Here is a 24829-nt window from a genome sequence, read left to right as displayed (position 1 = left end):
TAAAATAAAACGAAATCAAAGCATGTATTGCTTTTAAATATATAATTGGAGGAAGTCCCATGTCGATTGGAAATTTCAATCTTTTTGATCTACTGATTAATGCCATTGACATTCTCCTAGTAACATTCGTGATATACAAGCTCATCATGGTGATAAAAGGTACGAAAGCTGTTCAGTTGCTGAAAGGAATTTTTGTTGTCTTAATCGTAACGTTGATCAGTGATAAGTTCCATTTACAAACGCTAAATTGGATGATGGAGCAAGTACTCATATGGGGAGTCGTCGCTTTTGTGATTATATTCCAACCAGAGCTTAGAAGAGCCTTAGAACAATTAGGAAGAGGAGGCTTTTTCTCTCGAACTGGACACCAGGAAGAAGATGAACAAGAAAAGATGGTTGAAGCCATTGTAAAGGCAACAGATTATATGGCAAAACGACGTATTGGAGCCCTTATTTCCGTCGAACGGGAAACTGGATTAGCAGATTACATAGAAACGGGGATCCCGTTAAATGCAAATATATCCTCGGAGCTACTCATAAATATTTTTATCCCGAATACTCCATTGCATGATGGTGCTGTTATTTTACAAAATAATGCAGTGGCTGCTGCCGCCTGTTATTTGCCCTTGTCAGAGAGTCCTTTTATCTCAAAGGAATTAGGGACAAGACATCGGGCTGCATTGGGTATTAGTGAAGTAACTGATAGCTTAACGGTCATTGTATCAGAGGAAACAGGAGCGATCTCCTTGACAAAGAATGGGGAACTCCATCGTGACCTTAAGCTAGATAAGTTTAGAGAGTTATTAGAAGCAGAATTACTAGCAGGGGTAAAAGCAAAACAGACTTCTTCAGGTCGATGGAACTGGAGGGGAAAAGCGAATGGATAAGTATATTAATAAATTGATCGAAAATAAATGGTTTATTCGTGTCATCGCCTTAGTGCTGGCATTGCTACTCTTTGAAAATGTGACCGAAGAAAATAAAACAGTCGTCAATGTTCCCCAGGATCAAGAATCAGAAGTAATCGAGGCAGTACCGGTAACGAGCCTTTATGATGCAGACAATCTTGTCGTAACAGGTGTGCCAGAAACGGTAAAGCTGACCCTATCTGGGCCACGTGCAAACCTTCAACAGGCTTTAACTCAACGAGGATTTGAGGTATATGTCGACTTAACAGATGCGGAAATTGGAACACAAGAAGTAGATATTCAAATTCGGGACATTTCAGAAAGATTAAAAGTGAGCATAGACCCAGCAACGGTAACCGTGTCTGTCCAAGAAAAAGTGACGAAAGAGTTTAATGTAGAAGCAGAATTTGATAGCAATATTTTAGCAGAAGGATACATTTCCGATATTGCAGTCGTCGAACCAAATAAGGTAACGATCACGGGGGCAAAAGATGTGATTGAGAAAATCACGTATGTAAAGGCTCCTTTGGATGTGACTGGTCCAATCAATGAGACGCTCAAGCGAGAAGCGGAGATTCTAGTCCTTGATCAAGCTTTAAATAAACTGGATGTCCTCGTGGAGCCAAGTAGTGTGAAAGTAACGATTCCAGTAAAGGCATCCACTAAAACCGTTCCGATCAATGTCGTCCAATCTGGGACCTTGCCAGCGGGCGTAACGATTGAATCGATTAGACTCGAAACCGAGGAAGCGAAGATTATTGCTTCTGAAGAGGTATTGAGTAGAACGGATTCAGTTCGAGTGGAATTAGATGTTAGTGAAATTGAAAAGGATACAGAGGTAACATTACCTGTTATTATTTCAGAAGGGATTATCGCTGTTGACCCTCAGGTGATAAAAGTATCGATACGAGCTAATAAAACAGAGGATCGAACCTTTTCTAATGTCCCTATTCAAATAGATGGATTATCAGAACAATATGAAGCTGTATTTCAGGAGCCATCGAATGGATCTACCAGTATAACTTTATCGGGGAACAGTGGAGACATTACTTCCTTGACAGCGTCAAACTTCCGACTTTATATTGATGCCTCTGATCGTGGTGTAGGTGAGCATGAAATCGAGATTCAAGTGGATGGTCCAGAAAATGTTGAATGGAAATTAGCGAGAGAGACTGTGAAATTGTTAATAACTCAAGAAGATGAGTAGTGATTTATTTGGAAAAGGAGCGAGAGTAGATGGGTAAATATTTCGGTACGGATGGAGTTCGCGGAGTTGCCAATAGCGAATTAACACCAGAGCTTGCTTTTAAATTAGGCCGCTTTGGAGGATATGTATTAACGAAAAATCAACCAAGACCTAAAGTGTTAATCGGTCGTGATACTCGTATTTCAGGACATATGTTAGAAGGTGCTTTAGTAGCTGGTTTATTATCGATTGGTGCAGAGGTTATGCGATTAGGCGTGATTTCAACCCCTGGAGTAGCCTATTTAACAAAAGTGCTTGGTGCACAAGCTGGCGTTATGATTTCAGCGTCCCATAATCCAGTTGCGGATAATGGCATTAAGTTCTTTGGCTCAGACGGCTTCAAGCTTTCAGACGAACAAGAGCTTGAAATTGAGCAGCTATTGGACATGCCTGAAGATGAGTTGCCAAGACCAGTCGGAGAAAATCTCGGACAAGTAAATGATTACTTTGAGGGTGGACAAAAGTATCTGCAATTCTTAAAACAATCAGTAGATGAAGATTTCTCTGGAATACATATTGCGTTAGATTGTGCACATGGAGCAACATCTTCCTTGGCAGCGCATTTATTCGCTGACTTAGAAGCAGATCTATCGACAATGGGAGCTTCACCTAATGGACTAAATATTAACAATGGCGTCGGTTCTACTCATCCAGAAGCACTGGCTGCCTTCTTAAAAGAAAAAGAAGCAGATGTAGGACTAGCTTTTGACGGAGATGGCGATCGTTTAATTGCCATTGACGAAAAGGGTGATATTGTTGATGGCGACCAGATTATGTTTATTTGTGCGAAATACATGAATGCAAACAATCGCTTAAAACATAATACGGTTGTCTCTACCGTGATGAGCAATCTAGGATTTTACAAGGGCCTTGAAGAAAATGGGATTAAGAGCATTCAAACAGCTGTTGGCGATCGCTATGTAGTCGAGGAAATGAAGAAAAGTGGCTATAATTTAGGTGGAGAGCAGTCTGGTCATATCATATTCTTAGATTACAACACAACTGGTGATGGCCTTCTGTCAGGACTGCAGCTCGTCAATATCATGAAAATGACGAAAAAGAAGTTGTCAGAACTAGCAAACGAGATGGAAAAATTCCCGCAGAAGCTCGTCAATATTCGTGTAACAGATAAGCATCATGTAACAGATAACGAAAAAGTTAAAGCAGTTATTGAACAAGTGGAAGCAGAAATGAATGGAAATGGACGTATTCTTGTCCGACCTTCCGGAACAGAGCCACTTGTGCGCGTCATGGCAGAAGCTCCAACCGAAGAACAGTGTCAATCTTATGTAGAGCGTATTGCTGAGGTTGTAAAAGCTGAAATGGGATTAAAAGAATAGAATATAGCTCCACTTTAATGAGCAAGGAGCATACTTTTCTATGCATAAGGGACTTTTGACAGCCCTTATGCATAGTTTGTTATTAGATACAATTTTTCCATCCAGTTATTAGTTGACGAGATTGGAAATGTGGGTTATGATGATCCTGTTTTTGTAAAAAGTTTTGCTGTTGTAACCTTAGAAGGTTTTATTCCGTCTATTGTAATTGTAACAAGAATTTTTTACAGAAACTTTACTCAAAATAGAAAGGTGGGCAGATTGCATCGATTTTTTTTAAAAGCGCCTGAACTAATTACTGGAGCGAAGGAGTAGTTAGTTGACGAGGAGGAGGGTTATCGAATGTTCGGCGGATACCTCCCGGTTGAAGATGCCAACCGAGATTTCTTCTTTAAAACATTGAGGCAACTTGATGGACAAAGAGAAGAAACCTGCATCACATCATAAAAAACAGAGATAAGGGGGCAAGTGCCCCTAATAAAAAGGATTCTTGCCCCCTTATTTGGGAGGAAGAATAATATGTGCGGAATCGTTGGTTATATTGGAAATAATGACTCAAAAGAGATTTTAATCAAAGGCTTAGAAAAGCTAGAATATAGAGGCTATGACTCAGCAGGAATCGCTGTAATGAATGCAGACGGCGTACATGTTTTTAAAGAAAAAGGCAGAATTGCGGATCTACGTAATATCGTCGATACAACGGTTGCAGCGAATATGGGGATCGGTCATACGCGTTGGGCGACACATGGTGTTCCAAGTGTTGTTAATGCCCATCCACATCAGAATACAACAGAACGTTTTACCCTTGTTCATAACGGTGTGATCGAGAACTACGAACTTTTAAAGGAAGAGTTCTTAATGGATGTAGCACTAGTGAGTGATACAGATACAGAAGTAGTAGTTCAGTTGATTGAAGTATTTATCAAAGATGGCCTAACAGTGGAAGAAGCATTCCGCAAAACGCTTAAGCTTGTAAAAGGTTCTTATGCGTTGGCGCTTTTAGATTCTGAAAATCCGAATACTATTTTTGTGGCGAAAAATAAAAGCCCGTTATTAGTTGGTCTTGGTGATGGCTTCAATGTTGTCGCAAGTGATGCCATGGCAATGCTTCAAGTAACGAACCAATTTGTTGAATTAATGGATAAAGAAATGGTGATCGTGAAGCAAAACGAGGTCACGATTCAAACGCTAGACGGAGAGATTATGACTCGTGCGCCATTTACAGCTATGCTTGATGCAAGCGACATTGAAAAAGGCACTTACCCTCATTACATGCTAAAAGAGATTGATGAGCAACCATTAGTGATTCGTAAAATTGTTCAAGAGTATCGTTCAGAAGATGGTGCACTGCATATTGATGAAGAAATTATTGCTGCCATGAAAGAGTCTGACCGTGTGTATATTGTCGCTGCAGGTACTTCCTATCATGCTGGATTAGTTGGAAAACAGCTGATTGAAAAAATGGCGAAGATTCCGGTTGAAGTTCATATCGCTAGTGAATTTGGTTACAATATGCCATTGCTTTCTGAAAAGCCGTTGTTTATTTTCATCTCACAAAGTGGAGAAACAGCTGATAGCCGTGCCGTTCTTGTAAATGTTAAAGCAATGGGCTATAAGGCATTAACAGTTACAAACGTTCCTGGTTCTACTTTATCTCGTGAAGCAGATTACACATTGCTATTACATGCTGGACCAGAAATCGCGGTAGCATCGACTAAAGCTTATACTGCGCAAATTGCTGTACTTTCTATCTTAGCGGCTGTAACTGGAAGAAGCCGTGGACATGAAATTGATTTTGACTTATCAAAAGAGCTTGGGATCATTGCTAATGCGATGGAAGTTCTTTGCGATGAGAAAGATGATTTCGAACAAATTGCCCGTGATTTCTTAACGGATACACGCAACGCATTCTTTATCGGTCGTGGAATTGACTACTACGTATGTCTAGAAGGTTCCTTGAAGCTGAAGGAAATCTCTTATATTCAAGCAGAAGGCTTTGCTGGTGGAGAATTAAAGCACGGTACCATCGCTCTAATCGAGGAAGGTACACCAATCATTGCTTTGGCTACGCAAGAAAGTGTAAACCTAAGCATCCGTGGAAATGTCAAAGAGGTCGTTGCCCGTGGAGCAAACCCATGCATCATTTCCATGAAAGGCTTGGAAATGAACGGAGACACATTTGTCATCCCAGAAGTGCATGATTTATTAACACCTCTTATCTCTGTTGTACCATTACAATTAATCGCCTACTACGCAGCCCTACACCGCGGCTGTGACGTAGATAAGCCACGTAACCTTGCGAAGAGCGTTACGGTGGAGTAAGGAAATTAGGGTTTTTAAATAAATTTGTTAACGAATAATAATGTTGTTTAAAGAATAATAGAGTCATTTAAAAAATAATAAAGTTGTTTAGATATGGAAGTTCAACACCCATTCGCTTATAATTGAAATAAGCGAACGGGTGTTTTTGTTTGGGGGGATTTTCAATGGAAATATCAATTGATAATTTAGATTTTAGTAACTTAGATAAAAAATTAAGCCATTTATCTAAAGAGCAAATTGTAGAATTAATAGCAGCATATTATGATGGAGAAAAAATTAAGGACCTTTTGTCAGAATATGAAATAAAAACAACCGTATCAAATCTAGTGAAAATATTTCCTGCAGTGTTAAATGGTGAGTATTGTATAAAATGTGAATCGCCTATTGTTATGCATCTAGAATCTAGATCTTACTCTAATTATTTTAATAATCATCAGAAATATTGTTCTAGTTGTGGACATCAAGAAGCATCTTTTTGTAGCTGTGAATTTTGTAAAAAAGAAAGAATGGAAGCAAAAAGATTAGAGGAAGAGTGCCAAAAAAGGTTAATAGAGAAGAAAAGACAATTATTATGTGATCATTATGAAGAAGATAATTGGGAGATGATTTTAGAGATAGATTTAAGCTTAGAAGATAGACTTTATTTAGCGGTTATATTACGAGGCGCTCTTTCAGAAGATACAAGCTATATTGAACCTCTAGAAAACATTATGGGGAAAATAGCACCTACAACAGAATATGAGAGAGAGATAATAAAGACATTAACAGGTAGAAACATTTTAGTTCCTAGCTTGAAATCAAAAGTAGATGACTTTGAAATAGAGTTTGTATCAGAAGATGAAGAACAATATAAAATTGCTTACTATATCTATAAAGTTCATTATCGCTTGAATATCATGCCAAAAGATGACGACTACGATGCTATGATTAAGCGGTTAATGTATCCTCTTTTGAACGATGAAGAAGGTTTTAAAGATTTTTGTTACGGGATATGGAGACAAGTTGCACTTAATGAATGCTTACAGTATTTGTTATATCAAATGCATAAAGTGGGCTACACATTTAATCATGGAGAGAAGACGATAAAGGTTTTTGAGGAGCTTTTAGAACATTTCTCAGTCTCGCAGATTTATAGCATTATTTATCGATCAGTTGCTAACAGCACTCAAAGATATCAAGCTAGAGAAATCACAAAAATCCATGCTCAGAATTCAGTCATAGCTTCATGTGAAAGTTATGGTCAACGAGCAATAGCGCAGGGGTGGAAATTAACTCATTATGCACGCTTAAGAGATTTACCGGAGACGTATATTAGCAATGTTTTATTTACATCAATTATGCAAATAGCAGAACTGGGTTTTTCAGAAAAACCTACGCCAGATTTCTAAATGAAATGAGGAGACTATATGGCTAAACGTCAAATAGGTTGGACTGAAGCAAAAATCTCTCGATACATTAAGGAAGGCAGAGGGCAAGGGGAACTTGCTCTTTATAAACCTTGGTTAACAATTCAAGATGTACCATCTAGCGGACGTGTACATCGTTTTATCGGCTGGAAAACTTCACGTGAGCACCATTTATTATCAGACTTAGAATTTAACTACCTTTGCTTTTGTGATTGGGCTGACAACGTAATAGATATTCGTGAGCAATTTCCCTTAGATCGAGAATTAACATTACAAATAGCAGACGACTTAGGTATAAAACATCCTCTTGATAATAAAACAAATACCACTATCGTTATGACTACTGATTTTTTCTTAACCGTACGTGAAGGATCTTCGATTGTTTATAAAGCTAGGACTCTTAAATTTGAAAAAGACCTCAATGACGAAAGAGTTATCGAAAAATTCGAAATAGAAAAGTGCTATTGGGAACGACAAGGGATTGATTGGGCAATCGTAACAGAAAAAGAATTACCACAAACTTTACTTAGTAATTTAAAGTTTTTACGGGATGCCTATTTTGTTGATGAAGGTGAAAAAGTAGATTTGCTAATGAACGAATGGGCTAGCTTCAATGGCACTGTACTTGAAAATTTACAAGCTTTTGATATGAAATATAATTTTGAAATGGGAACGGCAATTAGTTTATATAAACATGCACTAGCAAAGAAGTTAATAAAAGTTGATATGAATAATAAAATCGATTTAAAGGAAGATGTCACTAACGTCTTGCTTATGAATGCATCTGATTTTAAAAAGAGGTTGGCTTAATGAATTTTTATGTAAATGAAATTTTACAAGACTGCCAGCAAGAAATTTTATATAGAATTCTTTGGCTAGATTCAGGCAATTCAATTATGTATGTTTTAGAGCTTAATAGCCCAAAAGCATTCCCCGAAAAAAAGTTAGTTTCTGAAATGACAGATTTAATCATTGTTGGAGATTGGAGAAAGATTATCGATAACTCCTATGATGTAATAGTGTCTAATGAATATGAAAATAAACATTACGTAGCGAGAGATGCTGCATGGGCAATTATTGAAGATATTGTAAAAGAAGAGCCGGTTATTTACGAAAAGTCTTTTCGCACCAAGTTAATAAAGGAAGCTCAAGAGAAGCACAATGTAACCTATCCAACTATACGCAAATATTTATATAAGTATTGGTCTAGAGGAAAAACGATAGATGCCTTACTACCAGACTATAAAAATTCCGGTGCAAAAGGAAAAGAGCGAAAAGCTGGAGAAAACAAGCGAGGTAGACCTCCTGTTTATGGCGTTAAAGGAATAAATGTTGATGAAGAAACAAAGAGAATTTTTAGATTAGCAATTGAAAAATACTACCTTACTTCTAAGCAAAATAGCTTAACAGTAGCATATAAGTTTATGTTAAAAGAGTTTTATGCAGAGAATGTTTATTACGAAAATGGCGTTGAGAAAGTGTTATTAAAGGACGAAGATGCTATTCCTACTTTTACACAATTTAAATACTGGTATCAAAAAGAATACAAAGCTTCTGAAGTGTTGACAGCAAGAAAAGGTGAAAAACGTTTTAATAAAGATCATCGTGCAATACTAAATACATCTCAATCAGAAGTATTCGGACCAGGCTCTCGTTATCAAATCGATGCAACAATTGCAGACGTTTATTTAGTCTCCGAAGTAAATCGAAATTGGATTATTGGGCGTCCTGTAGTGTATTTAGTAATGGATGTATTTAGCCGAATGGCAGTCGGAATGTACGTAGGATTAGAAGGGCCTTCATGGGCTGGAGCGATGATGGCATTAACAAACGTTGTAGCTGATAAAAAAACGTATTGTGCAGAACATGGCATTGAAATAAGTGAAGATGATTGGCCGACTCGTTATCTACCAGAAATTTTGTTAACAGATAAAGGTGAATTTGAAGGATACAATGTTGAACGACTGGTAAAAGCATTTAATTTACATGTTGAGAATGCAGCTTCATATCGCGCAGATTGGAAGGGCATTGTCGAAAAGCAATTTGATTTGATTCAAAAGAAAGTGAAGCCATTACTACCAGGTTATATTGATGTGGATTTTCAAGAGCGTGGAGCAAAGGATTATCGTTTAGATGCAAAATTAACGTTGAAGGAATTTACACAAATTTTAATTAAGCAAATTCTACAATACAACACGAAACACTATTTAAAAACATATGTGAGAGATAAAGATTTAGTAGCTGCTGATGTACAACCTATTCCTATTGAGATGTGGCGATGGGGCATTCAAAATCGTACAGGAAAGTTAAGAGCTTTTTCAGAGGAATTAGTAAAATTACAGTTATTACCACAAGGGAAAGCAACAATAAATCATAAAGGAATACAGTTTAAAGGGATTTCTTACAGTTGTGATAAAGCAATTAAAGAAAGCTGGTTTGAAAACGCACGAATGAAAGGCTCTCGGAAAATAGAGATAGCTTATGATCCTAGAAATATGAGCCAGGTTTATGTGATAGATGAATCAATAGAATATTTTGAAGAGTGTTATATGTTAGAAGTTTCTAAAAGGTATGAAGGATTGAGTTTAGATGAAATAACATATTGGAAACAACAAGAAAAACTCATTGAACAAGGGCAAAATCACAAGCATCTTCAAAAAGAGATAGATTATATAGCGGATGTTGAAGCTATTATTAAGCAAGCAGAAACAGAGAAAAAAGCTCAACAGGATAAAACATTAAGTAAAGCTGAACTAGTAGGTGCGATTCGAAATAATCGTAAAGCTGAAAAAGATAGACAGCGTAAAATTGAGTCTAAGCCAATCGTTGAAAAACAAATAGAAGCAACAGAGGTTATTCAATTTCCTCAAACCGCTGCTGAAACAGACTTTAAGCGACCTAATGTGCGAGAGTTTCTAAAGCGTAGAAAGGAAGATAAAGATGAATGAACAATCGAACTTCCGAAATATCACGCCAGCTATATATACAGAGCAAGAGGTACTCAATTTTAGAGGAAATCCGTTAATTGAAGCGTTACCACTTATCCTATCACCAGAAGAAGCATACGAGAAGCTAAGCTATTACCCACCTTACGAGGAGGAAGAGGTGAATTTACCAACTCATATACGTTACCATACGATTCCTCGTATCAATAAGTTTTTTCAGCCAGTTATGCAACACTTAGATTTAGAACAACGATTTTCAAGATTACTTCGTCATGGATATGTTAGTAGAAATCCTAGATTACCAGATTACAATCGTGCATTAAACGGATCTCAAGATATTCGTTCAACAGCATCGAGTATGACGTTAATGGGCTTTTCAGGTATTGGTAAAACAACTGCTATAGAGCGCATTTTATCGCTTTATCCGCAAGTTATTTTACACGAGCACCCATTGAATTTGATGCAAGTTGTATGGATAAAACTGAATTGTCCGCACGATGGTTCTTTAAAGTCACTATGTTTAGATTTCTTTTTAAAAATGGATCATCTACTTGGAACGAATTATTATGAGAAATTTGGTAGTCGCCGAAATTCAATAAGCTCTATGGTCACTAGAATGGGTCAGATTGCTAGGTTACATTGTATCGGAGCGATAATCATTGATGAAATTCAGCATTTATTAGCTACAAGAGATAATAATTCTGAAAAGATGATGAACTTCTTTGTTACGTTAATTAACGAGGTAGGTGTGCCAGTAATATTAATCGGTACAATGAGAGCCAAAGCGGTGTTGCAACAAGATTTTCGTCAAGCACGTAGAGGTAGTGGACAAGGCGATATGGTTTGGCAGCAAATGAAAAAGGATGACGATTGGGCTTTGTTGATTGAAAGTCTATGGGCGTATCAGTGGATTAAAAATCGAACCGATTTGACGGATGAATTAAATCAAACTTTATATGACGAAAGCCAAGGAATAGTAGATATTGCAGTTAAACTGTTTGCCTTAGCACAAGGGAGAGCTATTGAAACAGGTGCAGAGGTTATTACTTCAGCAGCTATTAAACAAGTAGCAAAAGATGATTTAAAGCTCGTACAACCTATGTTAAAAGCATTAAGAGATGGGCGAACATCAGAGTTGGAAAAATATGCTGATATTATGCCGATGGATATTGAAGAATATTTAGTATTAAGGCAATCTAAAATCGATTTAAGAGCAACAATTCAGAAGAAAAAAGAGCTACAAGCTCAAAAACGTCAAGAAAAGCAATCTACTTATGTAGATACTATTATGAGTTCGTTAATAGCATTAGGAATCGATGTTGAAATAGCGCAAAAAGCTTCAACAAAGACAATAAATGAACATGGAGATATAGATTTACCTTCACAAATGAAAATGGCTATTACTTTATCAGAAGAATTAATTATGCCAAAAGAAAAAATAGCCAAGAAACAAAAAGGAACGTTATTGAAAATCGAAGAACAAGCAAAGAAAAATAGACAATCAAACTATGAAGCATTGAAGGAAGCAGGGTATGTAAAGTCGCCATTGGATAAATTTGCAATGTAGGAGGTAGAAAAAATATGCTCAGTTACTTCCCAGAACTCTATCCAGATGAATTGTTGTATAGTTGGTTTGCACGTTATCATGACCATTCTAGTAATGAAAGTCCAAAACAAACAATGCAAGAATTATTCGGAAATATAAGTTCGGTAGCTGTAGTCGACCTGCCTAATAATTTAAATAGATTTTATGAAAGAATCGATCATTTTAATCCTCCGAAAATAAATGATTTGATTAGAAATCATACTTTATATAATTACTATACGTTTTTTCAAACAAAGGATATTAAGAAAAGAGCAATGGATTACCTAAAGTACGGCGGTAAACCGGGGGCAATTCATATGTTCCTCGGTATTGTTGCATCCACAATAAAAGGGTGGCAATATCTTCGCTTTTGTCCTAGTTGTGCAAAGCAAGATAGAGAAAAGTATGGCGAAGCTTACTGGCATGTTAGCCATCAATTACCGAAAGTATATCACTGTCATTTACATCAAGAGTTACTTCACAATTCAACTATAGAATTACGCAACCCACATAAACATGAATTTATTTCAGCTGAAAAAGCTATTTTAACAACGCCACACTTAGTTAATTTAAATTCACCAAAGACTGAACAACATTTGAAGAGGCTTTCAGAAGAAAGCGTTAATTTAATAAATCTTATAGAAAAGATTGAAATAGAAGCATTATCAGCTATTTATAAATATTTAATGCAAATTAACTGGTACGCTAATTATTTAGGGAAAGTACATCAGCAATATTTCACACAGCAATTCAAAAAATATTACGGCAAAGAATTTCTAACACTAGTTGATTGTGATTTTGATGAACATTCCGATACGTCATGGATAAGAAATATTGTTAGAAAGCACCACAAAGCATTTCATCCTGTGCCACACTTGTTGTTATTAGGCTTTTTCAACGTGTCAGTTAAAGAGTTAAAACAGCTTAAGGGACAGCGGTATGAGCCATTTGGACAAGCACCATATTACTGCTTAAATCCAGCAGTGGATCATTATAAAAAACGCGTTATAGCAGATCTAACAATTACTACTTGTACAGACACAAGAAGACCTGTCGGAACATTTAGTTGTGATTGTGGATTTGTTTATTCGCGACGCGGACCAGATATAGATGAAAATGACGTTTTTATGATAGGCAGAATCAAAGCGTTTGGCGATATATGGCTAGCGAAATTAAAAGAGTTAGTTGCTAGCGGACTGAGTTATTACCGGATTGCGCAAATTTTAGATTGTGATTATGCAACGGTGAAGAAGTATGCTCAGCAGCAAAAAATCAACAATTTAGAAGACAATGTATCAGTATTTGTTTTAAAAAGCGAAAAGGAAAAGGAATGGATAAATTTATTAAGGAAATACTCTAGCTTTACAATAACGCAACTCCGTAAAGAAGCGCCTGCATTATATACTTGGCACTATCGGAACAATAGAGAATGGTTGAAAGAACATTCTCCCAAAGCACCTACAAAATCAATTATAAATAAACGGGTGGATTGGGAGAAACGAGATTTAGAAGTATTAGTTCAGGTAAAGCGAGCTGTTAAAGAATTACATGCTACTGAAAAGCCTGTGTATGTAAGTAAAAGTCGAATAGGAAAAATGATTGGGCAATTGTCATTGATTGAGAAGCTGTTAGATAAATTACCAAAGACAAAGGCCTATCTTGATCAACATCTAGAAACGCGTAAGCAATATCAAATTCGACGTATTAAATGGGCATGTAAAAAGCTCTATCTAGAAAATGAAGAACAGATAATAGAATGGAAAGTTCGCCGTTTAGCCGGGCTTAGAGATACTTTAAGTGTAGAAGTAGGAAGTGCGTTACGAAATGAAATTAGGCTTTATCAACAAGGGGAAATGCGGATTGAAACTAAGACCATGGACATTTGATAAGGATAAAGAGGTCGATTTGAAATGGATAGGCAATGCAAAAATAATTGATGGACAATGGTGTATTAGAGCTGGCTTTGAAGTTGATAATCGAATTGAGATATTAGAGTATCCGATTGCAGTATTGCCTTTATTAAAGGTAGGGGCATTTTATAAAGATGGGCAAAGAATGGAGTCCAATACTACAGGTATTATTTATGATGTGAAAATTCCTCAGTTAAATCAATATAAGATTGTTAGTGCATTAAATGCATGTAAAGAGTTTGGTTACTATTTATATGCAAATCCAGAATTAATGAGCCAGTCAGTATTTGAATTTGTAGTGGAAGGTAAAACATATTACCTTCCTCAATTTGAATATATTCGTGCTGTATTTGCTGTTAATAAAGTGATAACTAATGCAATGATGCAACCAAATGGCTTAGAGATGTTGGTGAAAAATTCTAGTTTAAACAATCAACGTGCTTATTTAGAACTCGCGGAGGATATTCCAAATAACATTGTAAAGGATGAAAACTTTATTCGTTACTTTGCTTGGTTATATTTTAGCCCACAAAATAAAGTCTCTTTTGAATCAATTTATATGTTACTTACGCTTAAACAAAGTAATAAAGAGTATTTGAGGTTAGAAGTGAGGCTCTCTGACATTTTTAATACACATATTCAATTTAGAGGATTACAAAACGACGATAAGTTTTTGATATTGCAATGGTTAGGCTCCGATATGGAAGGAACTACCTTTACGGATATAGAAGTTAAACATAAGGCATTTAAGCAAAGGATAGCTGCACCGGGTAAACGTAAATATCGAAAATCATTCAAGCAGGATGAGGTAGAAAATATATTAAATGATAATCATGCTGAACGTTCAAAGCAGGATGCAAATCAACAGGAGCAGGAAATTCAAAGCACTCAATTTCAATTTGGAAAGCTTGCAGCTGTACATAAAGTATTTGGTGATACCCAAGAAGTGAACCAAGGTGATATTTATATGTCCAATATAGGGCAAGGTGGCGGTATTCGTAAGCAACAACAAATAGTAGGGCTTGATGAATCAATTTATGGAGGAACAATTCAACCAATTGAGTTTAAAACGTTAGAAGTTACGAAAGATATTAGAGGGCAAGGGTTGGAGAAGTTTATAAAAATAATTCAATTGCTAGCACAGGATACAAATGTATATCAAGTAGCGATGAATTTTGTTCATTTACCATTAGGAAGGAAGTTTTCATTTTTACCAAATGGTACAAGAAGAATTTGCTGTCTAGTATATATACAAAATAAGATGAATAATAAGGAATTCTATGTGTTTGAAGTTGCAACACCTGATGGTAAAACTTTATCCACATTGATTATAGAGATTACTAATAAGACCAATAAAGAGTTTCATATTTCGAAAATTATCAAAGAACTTGTTCTTAATAGTGGCAGTTGGAAAACTAAAGAGCTATTAAAATCTAGTTTTAAAAGGTTAAAACATGTAAAGCAAGATTCATATGAATGGAAAATAAGATTAGAGTCAAATCTTCAATAGAGGAGATAAACAATGATCGTAGTGAATATTTTCGGAGAAATTAAACCAATTGTAATCTCAAAAAAACTAGGGATTACGTTATCTAATCTTCCTCAAGATTGGCAGGAAGGATTAATAGAAACAATGGAGGAAGAAATTTATCACAGGGAATATGTTGTTAAGAAATACAATGATCCTGCAAATATTAAACTATATAACGCTAAAAAAATTGTTGAACATAAGAACTTCTTTGGAATATTGGAGCAAAGTAATGAAGATTATTTGAAAGAAATAGCAAGCAAATTAATTTGTATAAGTATTGAGGATTTTGAAAACTCAATGCTTCAAAAGAAGAACCCCTATATAGATAGTCCGACGTGTGAAATAGAGTATGCAGAGAAATGGATTAATTTATACGAATTTTTAATCAGGAATGATTGTAATAAAGAAAAATTGATGCCATTAACGTGTATGTATTCATCAGAAAAAAGCTTATTTGAACAGACCTATGTATTAAGAACTATATATGCTGAAATGAGTTTTGATATTAAAATGGTGCCAATTGTTTTTAATCAAAGAAAAATTAATAGCCTTATAGACTTTGGGAAAATGATAGATTCATTTCTTGAGAAGGAAGAAAATTTTGATATGTTAGATTATATTCTGACTGCTATTGCAGATGATAGCAATTATAACGCATACCATCTTTTTAAAAATTATTCCTTAATTGAAATGATAATAGGAAAAGAGGATTTTAAGGATCCAATAAAATTCGATAATAAATTAGCTGAGTTTATAGAGTTAGATAGATATACGAATAAAAAAAAGGAGGTGTTTGCAAAAATCATTCGACAAATTCGTAATAAAATAGCACATGGGGATTTTATTGGTGTACGGAAGAAATTAGAAGACTATGCTGCCAGTTTTATGAAAAATTATTACTTCGATTACTTTGAATATAGTAGAGAAAATTGGATCTATCTAAATATTTGCTGTGAATTAGATAGAATTTTAGCAGATATTATTTGGAAGTTGATTTCAGAGGATAGAATCTAGAAACGGAGAGTTACTTTAATAGATTTTAAAAATAGTGGATTGGTAACATGATGAATGATTGTAATCTAAAGCCAATGCATTCTGATTAGTTTTTAAGAATTCATTGGCTTTTTGAATCAATTGTAAAAAATGTGTCGACTATTAGCAGTTATGTTACGTAAAGGAACTACTGAATACTAGATTTTTGTTACAGAGCTATAGAATCAATATCTCTTCTTCATTTGCAAATTCATTATCTATAAAAAACTCTTTTACTTTTTGCTGATTGGCTGTGTAGATAATTAGCACTAAGGATTTAATCGCTCGACTACATGCTACATAAAATAATCTGTTTGTTTTATGTAAAGTTGTCTCCTTACCTTGAGCTTCATTATCTATATCTGTTGCTGATTTCTCTTTTACACCAAATAATTTTTCATAGCTAAATAAACGACCTTTTGCACTGTAATCATCGATAATTACTTGAACATGATTATATTCTAATCCTTTTGAACCTTGTTGTGTAATGATATCCGAAACTCCATCAATATACTTATAAAAACTTACTAACTCTTTAAAATCGACTTCGAAAGCACATTTCCAACCCGTTTCTTCTTGAAAATCTCCTTTTAGTTTTGCTGGAACCTCAAATAAATTAGATTTAAGAATTGCTTCACATACATTCCCTACAGTAATGTCATCATTAAATATTTCTAAAAGCATTTTAAAATCAATTCCTATATCTCTCAATATTCTATAAGAGTCGATATTTTTTTGATCCAATTCTTCAAATCTGTGACTAAAGATTTTCAATATTCGATGTAAATTAAAATCATCTTTTGCTTTCCAAGCTAGATACAATGGTATAACTATTTGTCTAAAAAATGTATGTTCTCTAGATTCTCCATTTATTGTTCTATCTGTATCTTTACCAGATTTAAATGCATCAAACAACTTTAAAAAGTTATTTCTTTCTGCTGCTAATCTATGCTCTAATACCAATTTATATGGGCTATACTCACTGTCTATATTATTATTTACAACCTGCGTCCTGATCTTTACCAGTATTTCCTCTTCAACCCTGTTTCTTGGTAATTCGTGATTAACAAGGCATATTCGAAGTAATCCTTTATTTATTCTGTCTTCAGTACAAACTTCTTGTTCCAAATTATCAATATTTTTTCTAAGATTATTTGTAAAGTTTACTATCCTTCCATAACTTCTCCAATTTACCTTTTTTTCTGGCATTTCTAATCCAATTAATGACTGAATCAAATCGGCTTTTCCATCCAAATAAACTCTTTGCATTATGTCTCCAAAGAGACCTAAACAAATTTTATTTTTTTTGTTTAATTTCAAAAAAGCCTCTAATACTTCTTTATTCGTATCCTGACACTCATCAATTAAAATAATCGGATACTTATGGCACACAATTTTTCTAAACAATTCGTTTGAATCCAATAGAAGACAGAATATTTTTAACACTTCTGAGTGAGTTAAAGATCCCTTTCCATTTATCGAACTCTCTGGGGAATAATTAAAAATCTGTTTCCCCTCAATTTCACTCCTTTTTAGATAAAGAGAATTCAATTTGGTTTCTTGAGATTTTGTTAATTTTTCCTTCCCAATATAAGTCTCTATTTCTTTATCACAAAAAAGAAGTAATGCTTCTTTAATATTACGGTTATACCCTTTTATTAAATTCCATACATAACTATGAATTGTTGAAATATCAAACAATATATTTTCTGGAGTTCGAGAAATTATTTCTTCACTAGCAACTTTTGTATATGTTATAACGGCAATTTTTTTATTAGTTTTCTTTAAATAATCCCCGCTGTTCTTAGTAATATTCATTAGTAAATTTACTAACGAACGTGTTTTACCTGCACCTGCGCCAGCATTTAAAAAAAAGCTTTTTGGGTTAGTTAGTGATGCATATGATTCAAGCAAATCATCAATATAATCATCTGCTTTATTATACAGTTTCATATACATTTTCCTCCTCAGCTTTACTTGTTTTTCCTTCTGATGTTAGCTGCTCTTCTAACCATAATAATCCGTCTAAAATATATTTAGGGCATTCTATAAAATTATCTTCGTCAAATTCATTAATAAACAATAAATCGAGGGCAAATTCGGATTTTACATTTTTCGCATTAACAAATGTAAATAATTGTTCGGCATGTTGAATGTTTAAGTTGTTTATATCTTCTACTTCTTTAAATAAAGCATTTATATTTACAATAAGCTCACTGAATAGATTATTTTCCACATCTAAATCTCTAAACATTTCAAAATTTTTAAGTGCTATCGCATCCTCAAATGTTCTCGCATAAATATTTTCACTATATTTTTCATATTGATATGCTATACGGATAGGATAATTTATTTTATCTTCTTGCTGCTTACTAATAAGTTGATGAATTAACTTATCATCTAAAATTGATTCAGAAACTCTTTTACCAACTACTTTACCGACTCTATATTTTTTATGTGACTTCCGCTCTTCTCGAGACTTCATAAACCAATTATTAATAGTAGCGTTAGAAGATTTCAATTCTTCACCAACATTTACATATGTCTTTGTACCATCCATTTTTACAGAATCTATATCTGTAATGATTAAGGTAGGACGATTTATTAACTTTAAAAAAGGTATAAACCGATTGGCATAAGCACCACCAACTTCTAAAATTGTAATATAACGACTTGTTAGACTACTGACATGCTTTCTAATTAATTCTGGTAATAATATTCTTTCTGAGACCCCCTCTATTAAAATAACTGCATCAGCAAAAAATAGATCATGCTCATATAATTGCAAGTATTTTTGTACAAATTTTTTATTAGACAAACCTTTTAACTGTTTACCCTCATCATTAAAAGTAGCTACTGGATCTAAAGTAATTTCTCTCAGATTGATTACTTCAGAAGAAAAAACATCATCTTGCAATCTCCTATTAAAGTAAATCAATTCATCAATATCAGCCTTATAAGTAATATGACTTGAATGTGTGCTAATAAGTAATTGAGTGGCAAACACAGCATCTATATCTGTCTCTTCTGGAGATAATTTAATTAATTGATACGCTTTATCAATAAATACTTTTTGGGCTTGAGCATGTAAATGTGCTTCTGGCTCTTCTATTAATATCAAGTGAAGTGGCTCTATAATTTTTTCGTTTTCTCCCCCAAAAGCTAATCGTTCTTGTTTAAAAATATTTAATTTAAAAAACATCGCAATTAAATTCTGATACCCTAGACCGTTATTTTGTTCTGGTAAAAAATACTGCTCGTCATTTATCCCATCTTTATGTGTATTAAGTAAAAGGTTTGCTTCTCCCTTAATAGAATCAGACAGATTTATTTGTGGACGAACTGTTATTGATGGACTACCGAAACCAGGGTAACCTAAATCTCCCATCTTTGTTTGGATAGGTTTGATACTTTCTTCTAAATGCTGCTTAAAAACTTTTTTAGAATGTGTAATAGCATTTAATATCGTAAAATCTTTCTCTGAATATTGATTAATTGGATTTAAATAATCATTATAATAGCTAGAAAATAGTTTAGATAATTTTCTTGTATTATTTAAATTAATTTTTGTTCCATCAATAGTATCGCCATCTTCATTTGAATCTATCAAGCCTCTTTGTGCGCCAATTACACTAACTTTAACAATGTTTTTTAATGGATTTGTAGTTAAACTAGTGGATTCATTATAAATATCACCATCCTCTATATCTGGATTAGAAATATAATATTTAATTGTGAAATATTTTTTAAATCTACTATCAGTTGCTAAAAATGATTTGAAATTACTTGGCCAATGATCTTCTGTTATTTTGTCTAGATCTTCTGATTCTACATCGTGACTTCCTAAAGTTTGTTCTTTCCATTTATTAACTGAATATTTAAATTTTTTATAGTCGATTATTAGTTTTTCGAAATCAGTGGGTTCATAAGTATATGTTACAGATACCTTTTCACATTCTTTATTTAAATAAGGAATTAATGATTTAACGTGATATAATTCTGTCTCTTCTATACTTAAAGTCACTTTTAAAGTAGGAAGTAGTTGCATCATTCTACTATATAAATCAGCTAACTCTAATTCTTGTCCATCTTCATCATGTTTGGAATAATACAAAGTAAATAGATTATCTAGTTGACTCCAATTTCCAATTGTTACATCATAAATATTAAAAGATTTTTTATCTGTTAAAAATTTCACTAAAATTTCAATTGCTGAAGTTTTCCCACTATTATTAGGGCCAATAAATAAATTTTGCTTCTGAGATAAACAAACTTTTACATCCTTCAATTTTTTATAGTTTTTTATATACAATTTTTCAATAAACATGATATATCCCCTCCTTAGGTATAATTTTACCATGGAAAATGGTGGATATGAATTTATCATTATGACTACTAAAAAACTACTAATGAGACCGTGTTTTTGAGTATAGGTTGATTTAGTGCTGGGAAGAGCATCATCAATAAAAAGTGATTTAGTTTGATAGCTTTTCTAGAGAGGGATGCCATATGAAAGAAATGCAATTATGAATTGGTGAATTATTGTAAAATGGTAATGCAAATTATAATAAACTTTAAAATATCGAAGGAATGATAGTATGTATAACTTATTAAAAAAAGATAGCTTAACAGGAGGTGTTATTTCTACTCTTCTTGAAGAAAGTTTTAAAGGAAGAAAACATTTGAAGAAAAAAGAATTACAAAAAATTCATAATGTATTGATCAATTTAAATTTTTTTAGAGAAGAAGCAGAAGAAGTTCATTTTTCTGATGAAAAGATTACAAAACAACGGTCAAAAGAAAGCAGTGATCTACTATCTATATCAAGAGAAGAAAGAAAAAGAAATTATGTGACTGTATTTCCAGAAAATACGTTTATTTTATATGATGGGATTCACGCAGCAGGCGGAGCTTTTAATTATATATATAGAGCCAAAGGAGGGAGAATATATTGGAATGAAAATGGTTTAATATCTTACAATACAATTTATTGCACAATAGATGAAGAAGGTATGGGGTATTATACTCTAAAGGAAGATGAAATAGATATTTTTTCAGATGAAGTAGAGAAAGAATTGACAAATGTTTATGCACTAGTTGAAGGAATAGGATCAATAGAAACCCTTATTTTAAATCTAACAACAATAAAACAAGATTTTATGCGAGATTATCCAATAGAATATTTACTATACCCAAAAGATGTAGAAAACTTATCAACTTTTTCATTAGAATTAAAGCAACAAATTTGGGATGTTGTAATAGAGTTAGTAAAAGATCTTTTAATGGAACCCTCTAAAGAACAACAGGATATTTTGAACTTTCTTGTAGTTTTTTTGGAGAAGTTAAACATCCAACCTAAAGCCTGTAACTGCTAAACTAAAATCAACAGTTTCTGCTAGGTAGGAATGAACACTTTTACCAAAATAATCAACAGTTAAGCTATCATGATTCTATATCATTATTGTTTAACTGGAGGATTTGAAAGGTGGAAAAATTACTATTGTACGTTGAAATACATCAACTAAAAAAACAAGGATTTAAAATAGCAGCCATTTCGAAAAAATTAAAGATTTCTAGAAACACAGTTTACAAGTATTTGAAAATGAATTTTGATGAAGCATCCGAATGGGTTATTTCAACCGGGAGTAGAGCAAAGAAATTAGATTCACATCGGGATCTTATTTTAGGCTGGCTTAAAGAACATCCAGATCTCTCTTCTGCTCAAGTGGAGGACTGGTTAAGAGAGCAATATCCTACAATAAAAATTGGTAGCAGCACTGTTCGAGGATATGTCAGCGAAATGCGGGATATTTACCATATTCCAAAGGTAGTTCGTGTTCGAGATCATGAATCTGTCGAAGAACTCCCGATGGGTCAACAGGTTCAAGTGGACTGGGGTGAAATAACCGTTAAGAATCAAGATAAAAAGTCTGTTAAATTATACTTTATTACCTTCGTACTCTCCCATTCTCGTTATAAATATGTAGAATGGCTGGACAGACCTTTTACTACAAAGGATACAATCCGTTGTCATGAAAAAGCCTTTCAATTTTTGGGAGGAATTCCGAAGGAAATTGTTTATGATCAGGATCATTTGATAACTGTTAGTGAAAATGCTGGTGATATTATCTTAACGGGGGAATTCCAAGCTTACAAGCAAGAACGTGGGTTTCGAGTATATCTATGCAGAAAGTCAGATCCGCAGAGCAAAGGGAAAGTTGAAAATGTAGTGAAATATGTAAAAATGAACTTTGCGAAGCATAGAGTATTTCCAAATCTAGAAGCCTGGAACGAGAAGTGTTTGGCGTGGTTAAAGAGGACAGCAAATTACAATATTCATCATACAACTAAAAAGAGACCGGCAGAAGTGCACGCCCTGGAAAAGCAACACTTAACCCCAGTCTCATCCCTGCTTTCTTTCGAAAGCAACCTTGTAGCTAGTATAACAAGAACTGTTCATAAGGACAATGTGATCAAATATAAATCTAATCGATATTCTCTTCCATTAGGAACTTACCGTCCAAGAGGAGACAATACGGTTTATCTTGAAATACAAGATGAAGTACTTATTATTAGAGCAGATCTTCAAGGAGAAATATTAGCAAAACATACAATATGTCACGGTAAAGGAGAACTGATAAAAAATCGACAGCATACAAGAGATCGTTCAAAAGGAATTCAAGCCTATAAAGAGACCATTATTCGCCAATTCAAGGATCAAGAAAAAGCTTTGAAGTTTGTGAATGAAGTAGCCCAGCATTATCCGAGATATGTAAGAGATCAGTTGCAGGTCATACAATACACTATTACCCATTTCCGGCCTCAAATAGAGGACGCCCTCGTTGTTTGCGTAAAAGAGCAGCTTTGGAGTGCAAACGATTTACGTGATATTGCACAACATTTAACTAGATTAAAAGAAGGAAAAGATGTACCCCCTGCTTCTATCGAAGCTAAAACAGATAACCTCGCAACAAAAGCCACAGCAGTAAAAAGGGAAGTAGAGTATTACACGAATATAATAAGAGGTGTTTCATAATGACTAGCACTGTACATCTTTTACAAGAACAATTCCGCCATCTTCGGATGGTGGAAACGGCCGATGAGCTACCCATATTACTACGAAATGCGGAGAAAACCTCGTGGACTTATCAAGAGTTTCTGCAGGAACTTCTAATGCATGAATTGAAGAAACGGGAAGAAAAGAACGTTGAAAAGAGATTAAAATGGGCTAAATTCCCGTATCTCAAAACACTTGATGAATTTAATGTGGAAGAACAAATATCGCTAAGTACACGTCAATTAAACCAATTAAGGGAACTAAATTGGCTAGAACAACAATACAATCTAATTCTATTGGGACCTCCAGGTTCAGGTAAAACTCATATTAGTATAGGGCTAGGTTTAGAAGCCATTCAAAGGGGCTATAAAGTTACCTTTTCTACAATGGGTGAACTCGTCCATTTACTAAAAACAGAAGAGTATATAAGGAAGTCCCAAATTCAGATAAAACGCTTAAAAGAGTCAGATATGGTGATTATTGATGATTTAATGTATATGGCAATGGATCAGAGGGAAGCGAATCTACTTTTTCATCTAATTAATCATCTTTATGAACGTAGTTCAATCATCTTAACCTCCAATAAAGGGCCAGAAGAATGGGGAGAACTAATGGGAGATCAAGGAATTACGACAGCGATTTTAGACCGTTTACTCCACAGAGTAGAGATAATTCAATTGAATGAAAATGACAGCTATAGAATAAAACATCGAACTACCATTTTCGGAAAAGAAAGTGTTCAAAATTAATTAGCAAAAAGTGTTCAAAACTACTTGACGGTTACAAAGCCTATCATATAATGCAAATTTTGGAGTTTTATAAAGAGAATAATCAACAAGTCAATATAGAAAGGTTTTATAAGATATTAGGTACCATAGGTGCTAATACTCAGAAAGAAAAGTATATAGTAAATGAAAAAGAGATATTAAAGCTCTCGGAAGAGCTAAAAACAATTAAAGCTGGAATAGAAATGGCTGATACTTATCATGATTTAATTTATAGAGCGTTGAAACAGATCTTTGATGGTAATCTTTCAAGAGGGTTGAAAGAAGTCAAAATAGATAACGGTATAAAACGTGTTGATATAGTATTTGATAATTTCGCTAAAAATGGGTTCTTTGCTTATGTAAGTGACTCATGTAAAGTGTACTGTCCTAAGATTTTAGTTGAATGTAAAAACTATAACTCAGATCCAAAGAATCCAGAAATAGATCAATTAATAGGCAGATTAGGAAAGCATACAGGAAAATTAGGTATTTTAGTATGTAGGACTGTTGAAGACAAAAAACGTTTATTAGAAAGATGTCAAAAAGCATTGCGTAAAGAACAGGGGCACATAATTTTTTTAACAGATGATGATATACGTCAGTTATTAGTATTTAAAGCTAATAATGATGATGATGGGATATTGCAATTATTAATGGTTAAATGGGATTGTTTAGTTTTAGAACAAGAATTAAAGTAACTTTTTTAAACATCTTTATTATTCTTTTTCTATTGAGAAAAAACATAAAATAATATTTTTAAACAACTTTTGTAACCTCCTTCAA

Annotated in this window: 17 protein-coding genes; 15 read left to right on the top strand and 2 right to left on the bottom strand. The window is 34.0% G+C overall.

What is annotated here, in order from left to right; all coding sequences use genetic code 11:
* The first annotated feature begins 59 nt into the window (after window positions 1–59).
* From cdaA to AA0X71_RS23545, 11 genes are all read left to right on the top strand, one after another.
* A complete protein-coding gene (cdaA, locus tag AA0X71_RS23595) occupies window positions 60–887 on the top strand; it encodes a diadenylate cyclase CdaA (RefSeq protein ID WP_413357759.1) in 828 nt (275 codons plus the stop codon).
* Complete coding sequence (locus tag AA0X71_RS23590; RefSeq protein WP_413357757.1) at window positions 880–2115, top strand: YbbR-like domain-containing protein; 1236 nt, start codon at window positions 880–882, stop codon at window positions 2113–2115. Before cdaA ends, AA0X71_RS23590 begins: the two co-directional genes overlap by 8 nt.
* Window positions 2116–2144: 29 nt before the next feature.
* The gene (gene glmM, locus AA0X71_RS23585) at window positions 2145–3494 is read left to right on the top strand and encodes a phosphoglucosamine mutase (protein WP_413357755.1); all 1350 of its coding nucleotides are present in this window, start codon (window positions 2145–2147) and stop codon (window positions 3492–3494) included.
* 516 nt (window positions 3495–4010) lie between these two features.
* Complete coding sequence (gene glmS / locus AA0X71_RS23580; protein WP_413357753.1) at window positions 4011–5813, top strand: glutamine--fructose-6-phosphate transaminase (isomerizing); 1803 nt, start codon at window positions 4011–4013, stop codon at window positions 5811–5813.
* Window positions 5814–5977: 164 nt separating this feature from the next.
* Window positions 5978–7201, top strand: coding sequence for a hypothetical protein (locus tag AA0X71_RS23575; RefSeq protein WP_413357751.1), 1224 nt, complete (start codon window positions 5978–5980; stop codon window positions 7199–7201).
* An 18-nt stretch (window positions 7202–7219) separates the two neighbouring features.
* Complete coding sequence (locus tag AA0X71_RS23570) at window positions 7220–8029, top strand: TnsA endonuclease N-terminal domain-containing protein (protein WP_413357749.1); 810 nt, start codon at window positions 7220–7222, stop codon at window positions 8027–8029.
* Window positions 8029–10167, top strand: a complete 2139-nt coding sequence (locus AA0X71_RS23565; protein ID WP_413357747.1) for a Mu transposase C-terminal domain-containing protein — start codon at window positions 8029–8031, stop codon at window positions 10165–10167. Before AA0X71_RS23570 ends, AA0X71_RS23565 begins: the two co-directional genes overlap by 1 nt.
* Window positions 10160–11731, top strand: a complete 1572-nt coding sequence (locus tag AA0X71_RS23560) for an ATP-binding protein (RefSeq protein ID WP_413357745.1) — start codon at window positions 10160–10162, stop codon at window positions 11729–11731. Before AA0X71_RS23565 ends, AA0X71_RS23560 begins: the two co-directional genes overlap by 8 nt.
* A 14-nt stretch (window positions 11732–11745) precedes the next feature.
* Window positions 11746–13635 carry a TnsD family transposase gene (locus AA0X71_RS23555; RefSeq protein WP_413357743.1) on the top strand — a complete coding sequence of 630 codons (1890 nt, stop codon included), beginning with the start codon at window positions 11746–11748 and terminating at the stop codon, window positions 13633–13635.
* Complete coding sequence (locus tag AA0X71_RS23550; RefSeq protein WP_413357741.1) at window positions 13610–15169, top strand: Tn7-like element transposition protein TnsE; 1560 nt, start codon at window positions 13610–13612, stop codon at window positions 15167–15169. The genes AA0X71_RS23555 and AA0X71_RS23550 overlap by 26 nt, the downstream gene beginning before the upstream one ends.
* Before the next feature lie 12 nt (window positions 15170–15181).
* Window positions 15182–16204 carry a hypothetical protein gene (locus AA0X71_RS23545; protein ID WP_413357739.1) on the top strand — a complete coding sequence of 341 codons (1023 nt, stop codon included), beginning with the start codon at window positions 15182–15184 and terminating at the stop codon, window positions 16202–16204.
* 195 nt (window positions 16205–16399) lie between these two features.
* On the opposite strand, the gene AA0X71_RS23540 is transcribed toward AA0X71_RS23545, so the two are convergent.
* Complete coding sequence (locus AA0X71_RS23540; protein ID WP_413357738.1) at window positions 16400–18175, bottom strand: UvrD-helicase domain-containing protein; 1776 nt, start codon at window positions 18173–18175, stop codon at window positions 16400–16402.
* Window positions 18162–20549 (bottom strand): AAA family ATPase, encoded by a 2388-nt coding sequence (locus tag AA0X71_RS23535; RefSeq protein ID WP_413357736.1) that lies wholly within the window; start codon window positions 20547–20549, stop codon window positions 18162–18164. Before AA0X71_RS23535 ends, AA0X71_RS23540 begins: the two co-directional genes overlap by 14 nt.
* A gap of 271 nt (window positions 20550–20820) precedes the next feature.
* Here AA0X71_RS23535 and AA0X71_RS23530 point away from each other — a divergent pair, with 271 nt between their 5' ends.
* From AA0X71_RS23530 to AA0X71_RS23515, 4 genes are all read left to right on the top strand, one after another.
* Window positions 20821–21597 carry a hypothetical protein gene (locus AA0X71_RS23530; RefSeq protein ID WP_413357734.1) on the top strand — a complete coding sequence of 259 codons (777 nt, stop codon included), beginning with the start codon at window positions 20821–20823 and terminating at the stop codon, window positions 21595–21597.
* Between the two features lie 110 nt (window positions 21598–21707).
* Window positions 21708–23258, top strand: a complete 1551-nt coding sequence (gene istA / locus AA0X71_RS23525) for an IS21 family transposase (protein ID WP_413356848.1) — start codon at window positions 21708–21710, stop codon at window positions 23256–23258.
* Window positions 23258–24028 carry an IS21-like element helper ATPase IstB gene (gene istB, locus AA0X71_RS23520; protein ID WP_413356847.1) on the top strand — a complete coding sequence of 257 codons (771 nt, stop codon included), beginning with the start codon at window positions 23258–23260 and terminating at the stop codon, window positions 24026–24028. Before istA ends, istB begins: the two co-directional genes overlap by 1 nt.
* A gap of 50 nt (window positions 24029–24078) precedes the next feature.
* A complete protein-coding gene (locus AA0X71_RS23515) occupies window positions 24079–24744 on the top strand; it encodes a hypothetical protein (RefSeq protein ID WP_413357733.1) in 666 nt (221 codons plus the stop codon).
* Window positions 24745–24829 lie beyond the last annotated feature (85 nt).

Origin of the sequence: Robertmurraya phoenicis (genome assembly GCF_047302285.1) — a bacterium.
In the GTDB taxonomy this organism is placed as follows: domain Bacteria; phylum Bacillota; class Bacilli; order Bacillales; family Cytobacillaceae; genus Robertmurraya.
Note: the sequence above shows the minus strand (reverse complement) of the source record. Positions and strands in the feature narration are given on the sequence as shown.

What these genes read in the sequence shown, in the direction of transcription:
- cdaA (WP_413357759.1), top strand. Translation starts at nt 60, where the DNA reads ATGTCGATTGGAAATTTCAATCTTTTTGATCTACTGATTAATGCCATT.
- AA0X71_RS23590 (WP_413357757.1), top strand. Translation starts at nt 880, where the DNA reads ATGGATAAGTATATTAATAAATTGATCGAAAATAAATGGTTTATTCGT.
- glmM (WP_413357755.1), top strand. Translation starts at nt 2,145, where the DNA reads ATGGGTAAATATTTCGGTACGGATGGAGTTCGCGGAGTTGCCAATAGC.
- glmS (WP_413357753.1), top strand. Translation starts at nt 4,011, where the DNA reads ATGTGCGGAATCGTTGGTTATATTGGAAATAATGACTCAAAAGAGATT.
- AA0X71_RS23575 (WP_413357751.1), top strand. Translation starts at nt 5,978, where the DNA reads ATGGAAATATCAATTGATAATTTAGATTTTAGTAACTTAGATAAAAAA.
- AA0X71_RS23570 (WP_413357749.1), top strand. Translation starts at nt 7,220, where the DNA reads ATGGCTAAACGTCAAATAGGTTGGACTGAAGCAAAAATCTCTCGATAC.
- AA0X71_RS23565 (WP_413357747.1), top strand. Translation starts at nt 8,029, where the DNA reads ATGAATTTTTATGTAAATGAAATTTTACAAGACTGCCAGCAAGAAATT.
- AA0X71_RS23560 (WP_413357745.1), top strand. Translation starts at nt 10,160, where the DNA reads ATGAATGAACAATCGAACTTCCGAAATATCACGCCAGCTATATATACA.
- AA0X71_RS23555 (WP_413357743.1), top strand. Translation starts at nt 11,746, where the DNA reads ATGCTCAGTTACTTCCCAGAACTCTATCCAGATGAATTGTTGTATAGT.
- AA0X71_RS23545 (WP_413357739.1), top strand. Translation starts at nt 15,182, where the DNA reads ATGATCGTAGTGAATATTTTCGGAGAAATTAAACCAATTGTAATCTCA.
- AA0X71_RS23540 (WP_413357738.1), bottom strand. Translation starts at nt 18,175, where the DNA reads ATGAAACTGTATAATAAAGCAGATGATTATATTGATGATTTGCTTGAA.
- AA0X71_RS23535 (WP_413357736.1), bottom strand. Translation starts at nt 20,549, where the DNA reads ATGTTTATTGAAAAATTGTATATAAAAAACTATAAAAAATTGAAGGAT.
- AA0X71_RS23530 (WP_413357734.1), top strand. Translation starts at nt 20,821, where the DNA reads ATGTATAACTTATTAAAAAAAGATAGCTTAACAGGAGGTGTTATTTCT.
- istB (WP_413356847.1), top strand. Translation starts at nt 23,258, where the DNA reads ATGACTAGCACTGTACATCTTTTACAAGAACAATTCCGCCATCTTCGG.
- AA0X71_RS23515 (WP_413357733.1), top strand. Translation starts at nt 24,079, where the DNA reads ATGCAAATTTTGGAGTTTTATAAAGAGAATAATCAACAAGTCAATATA.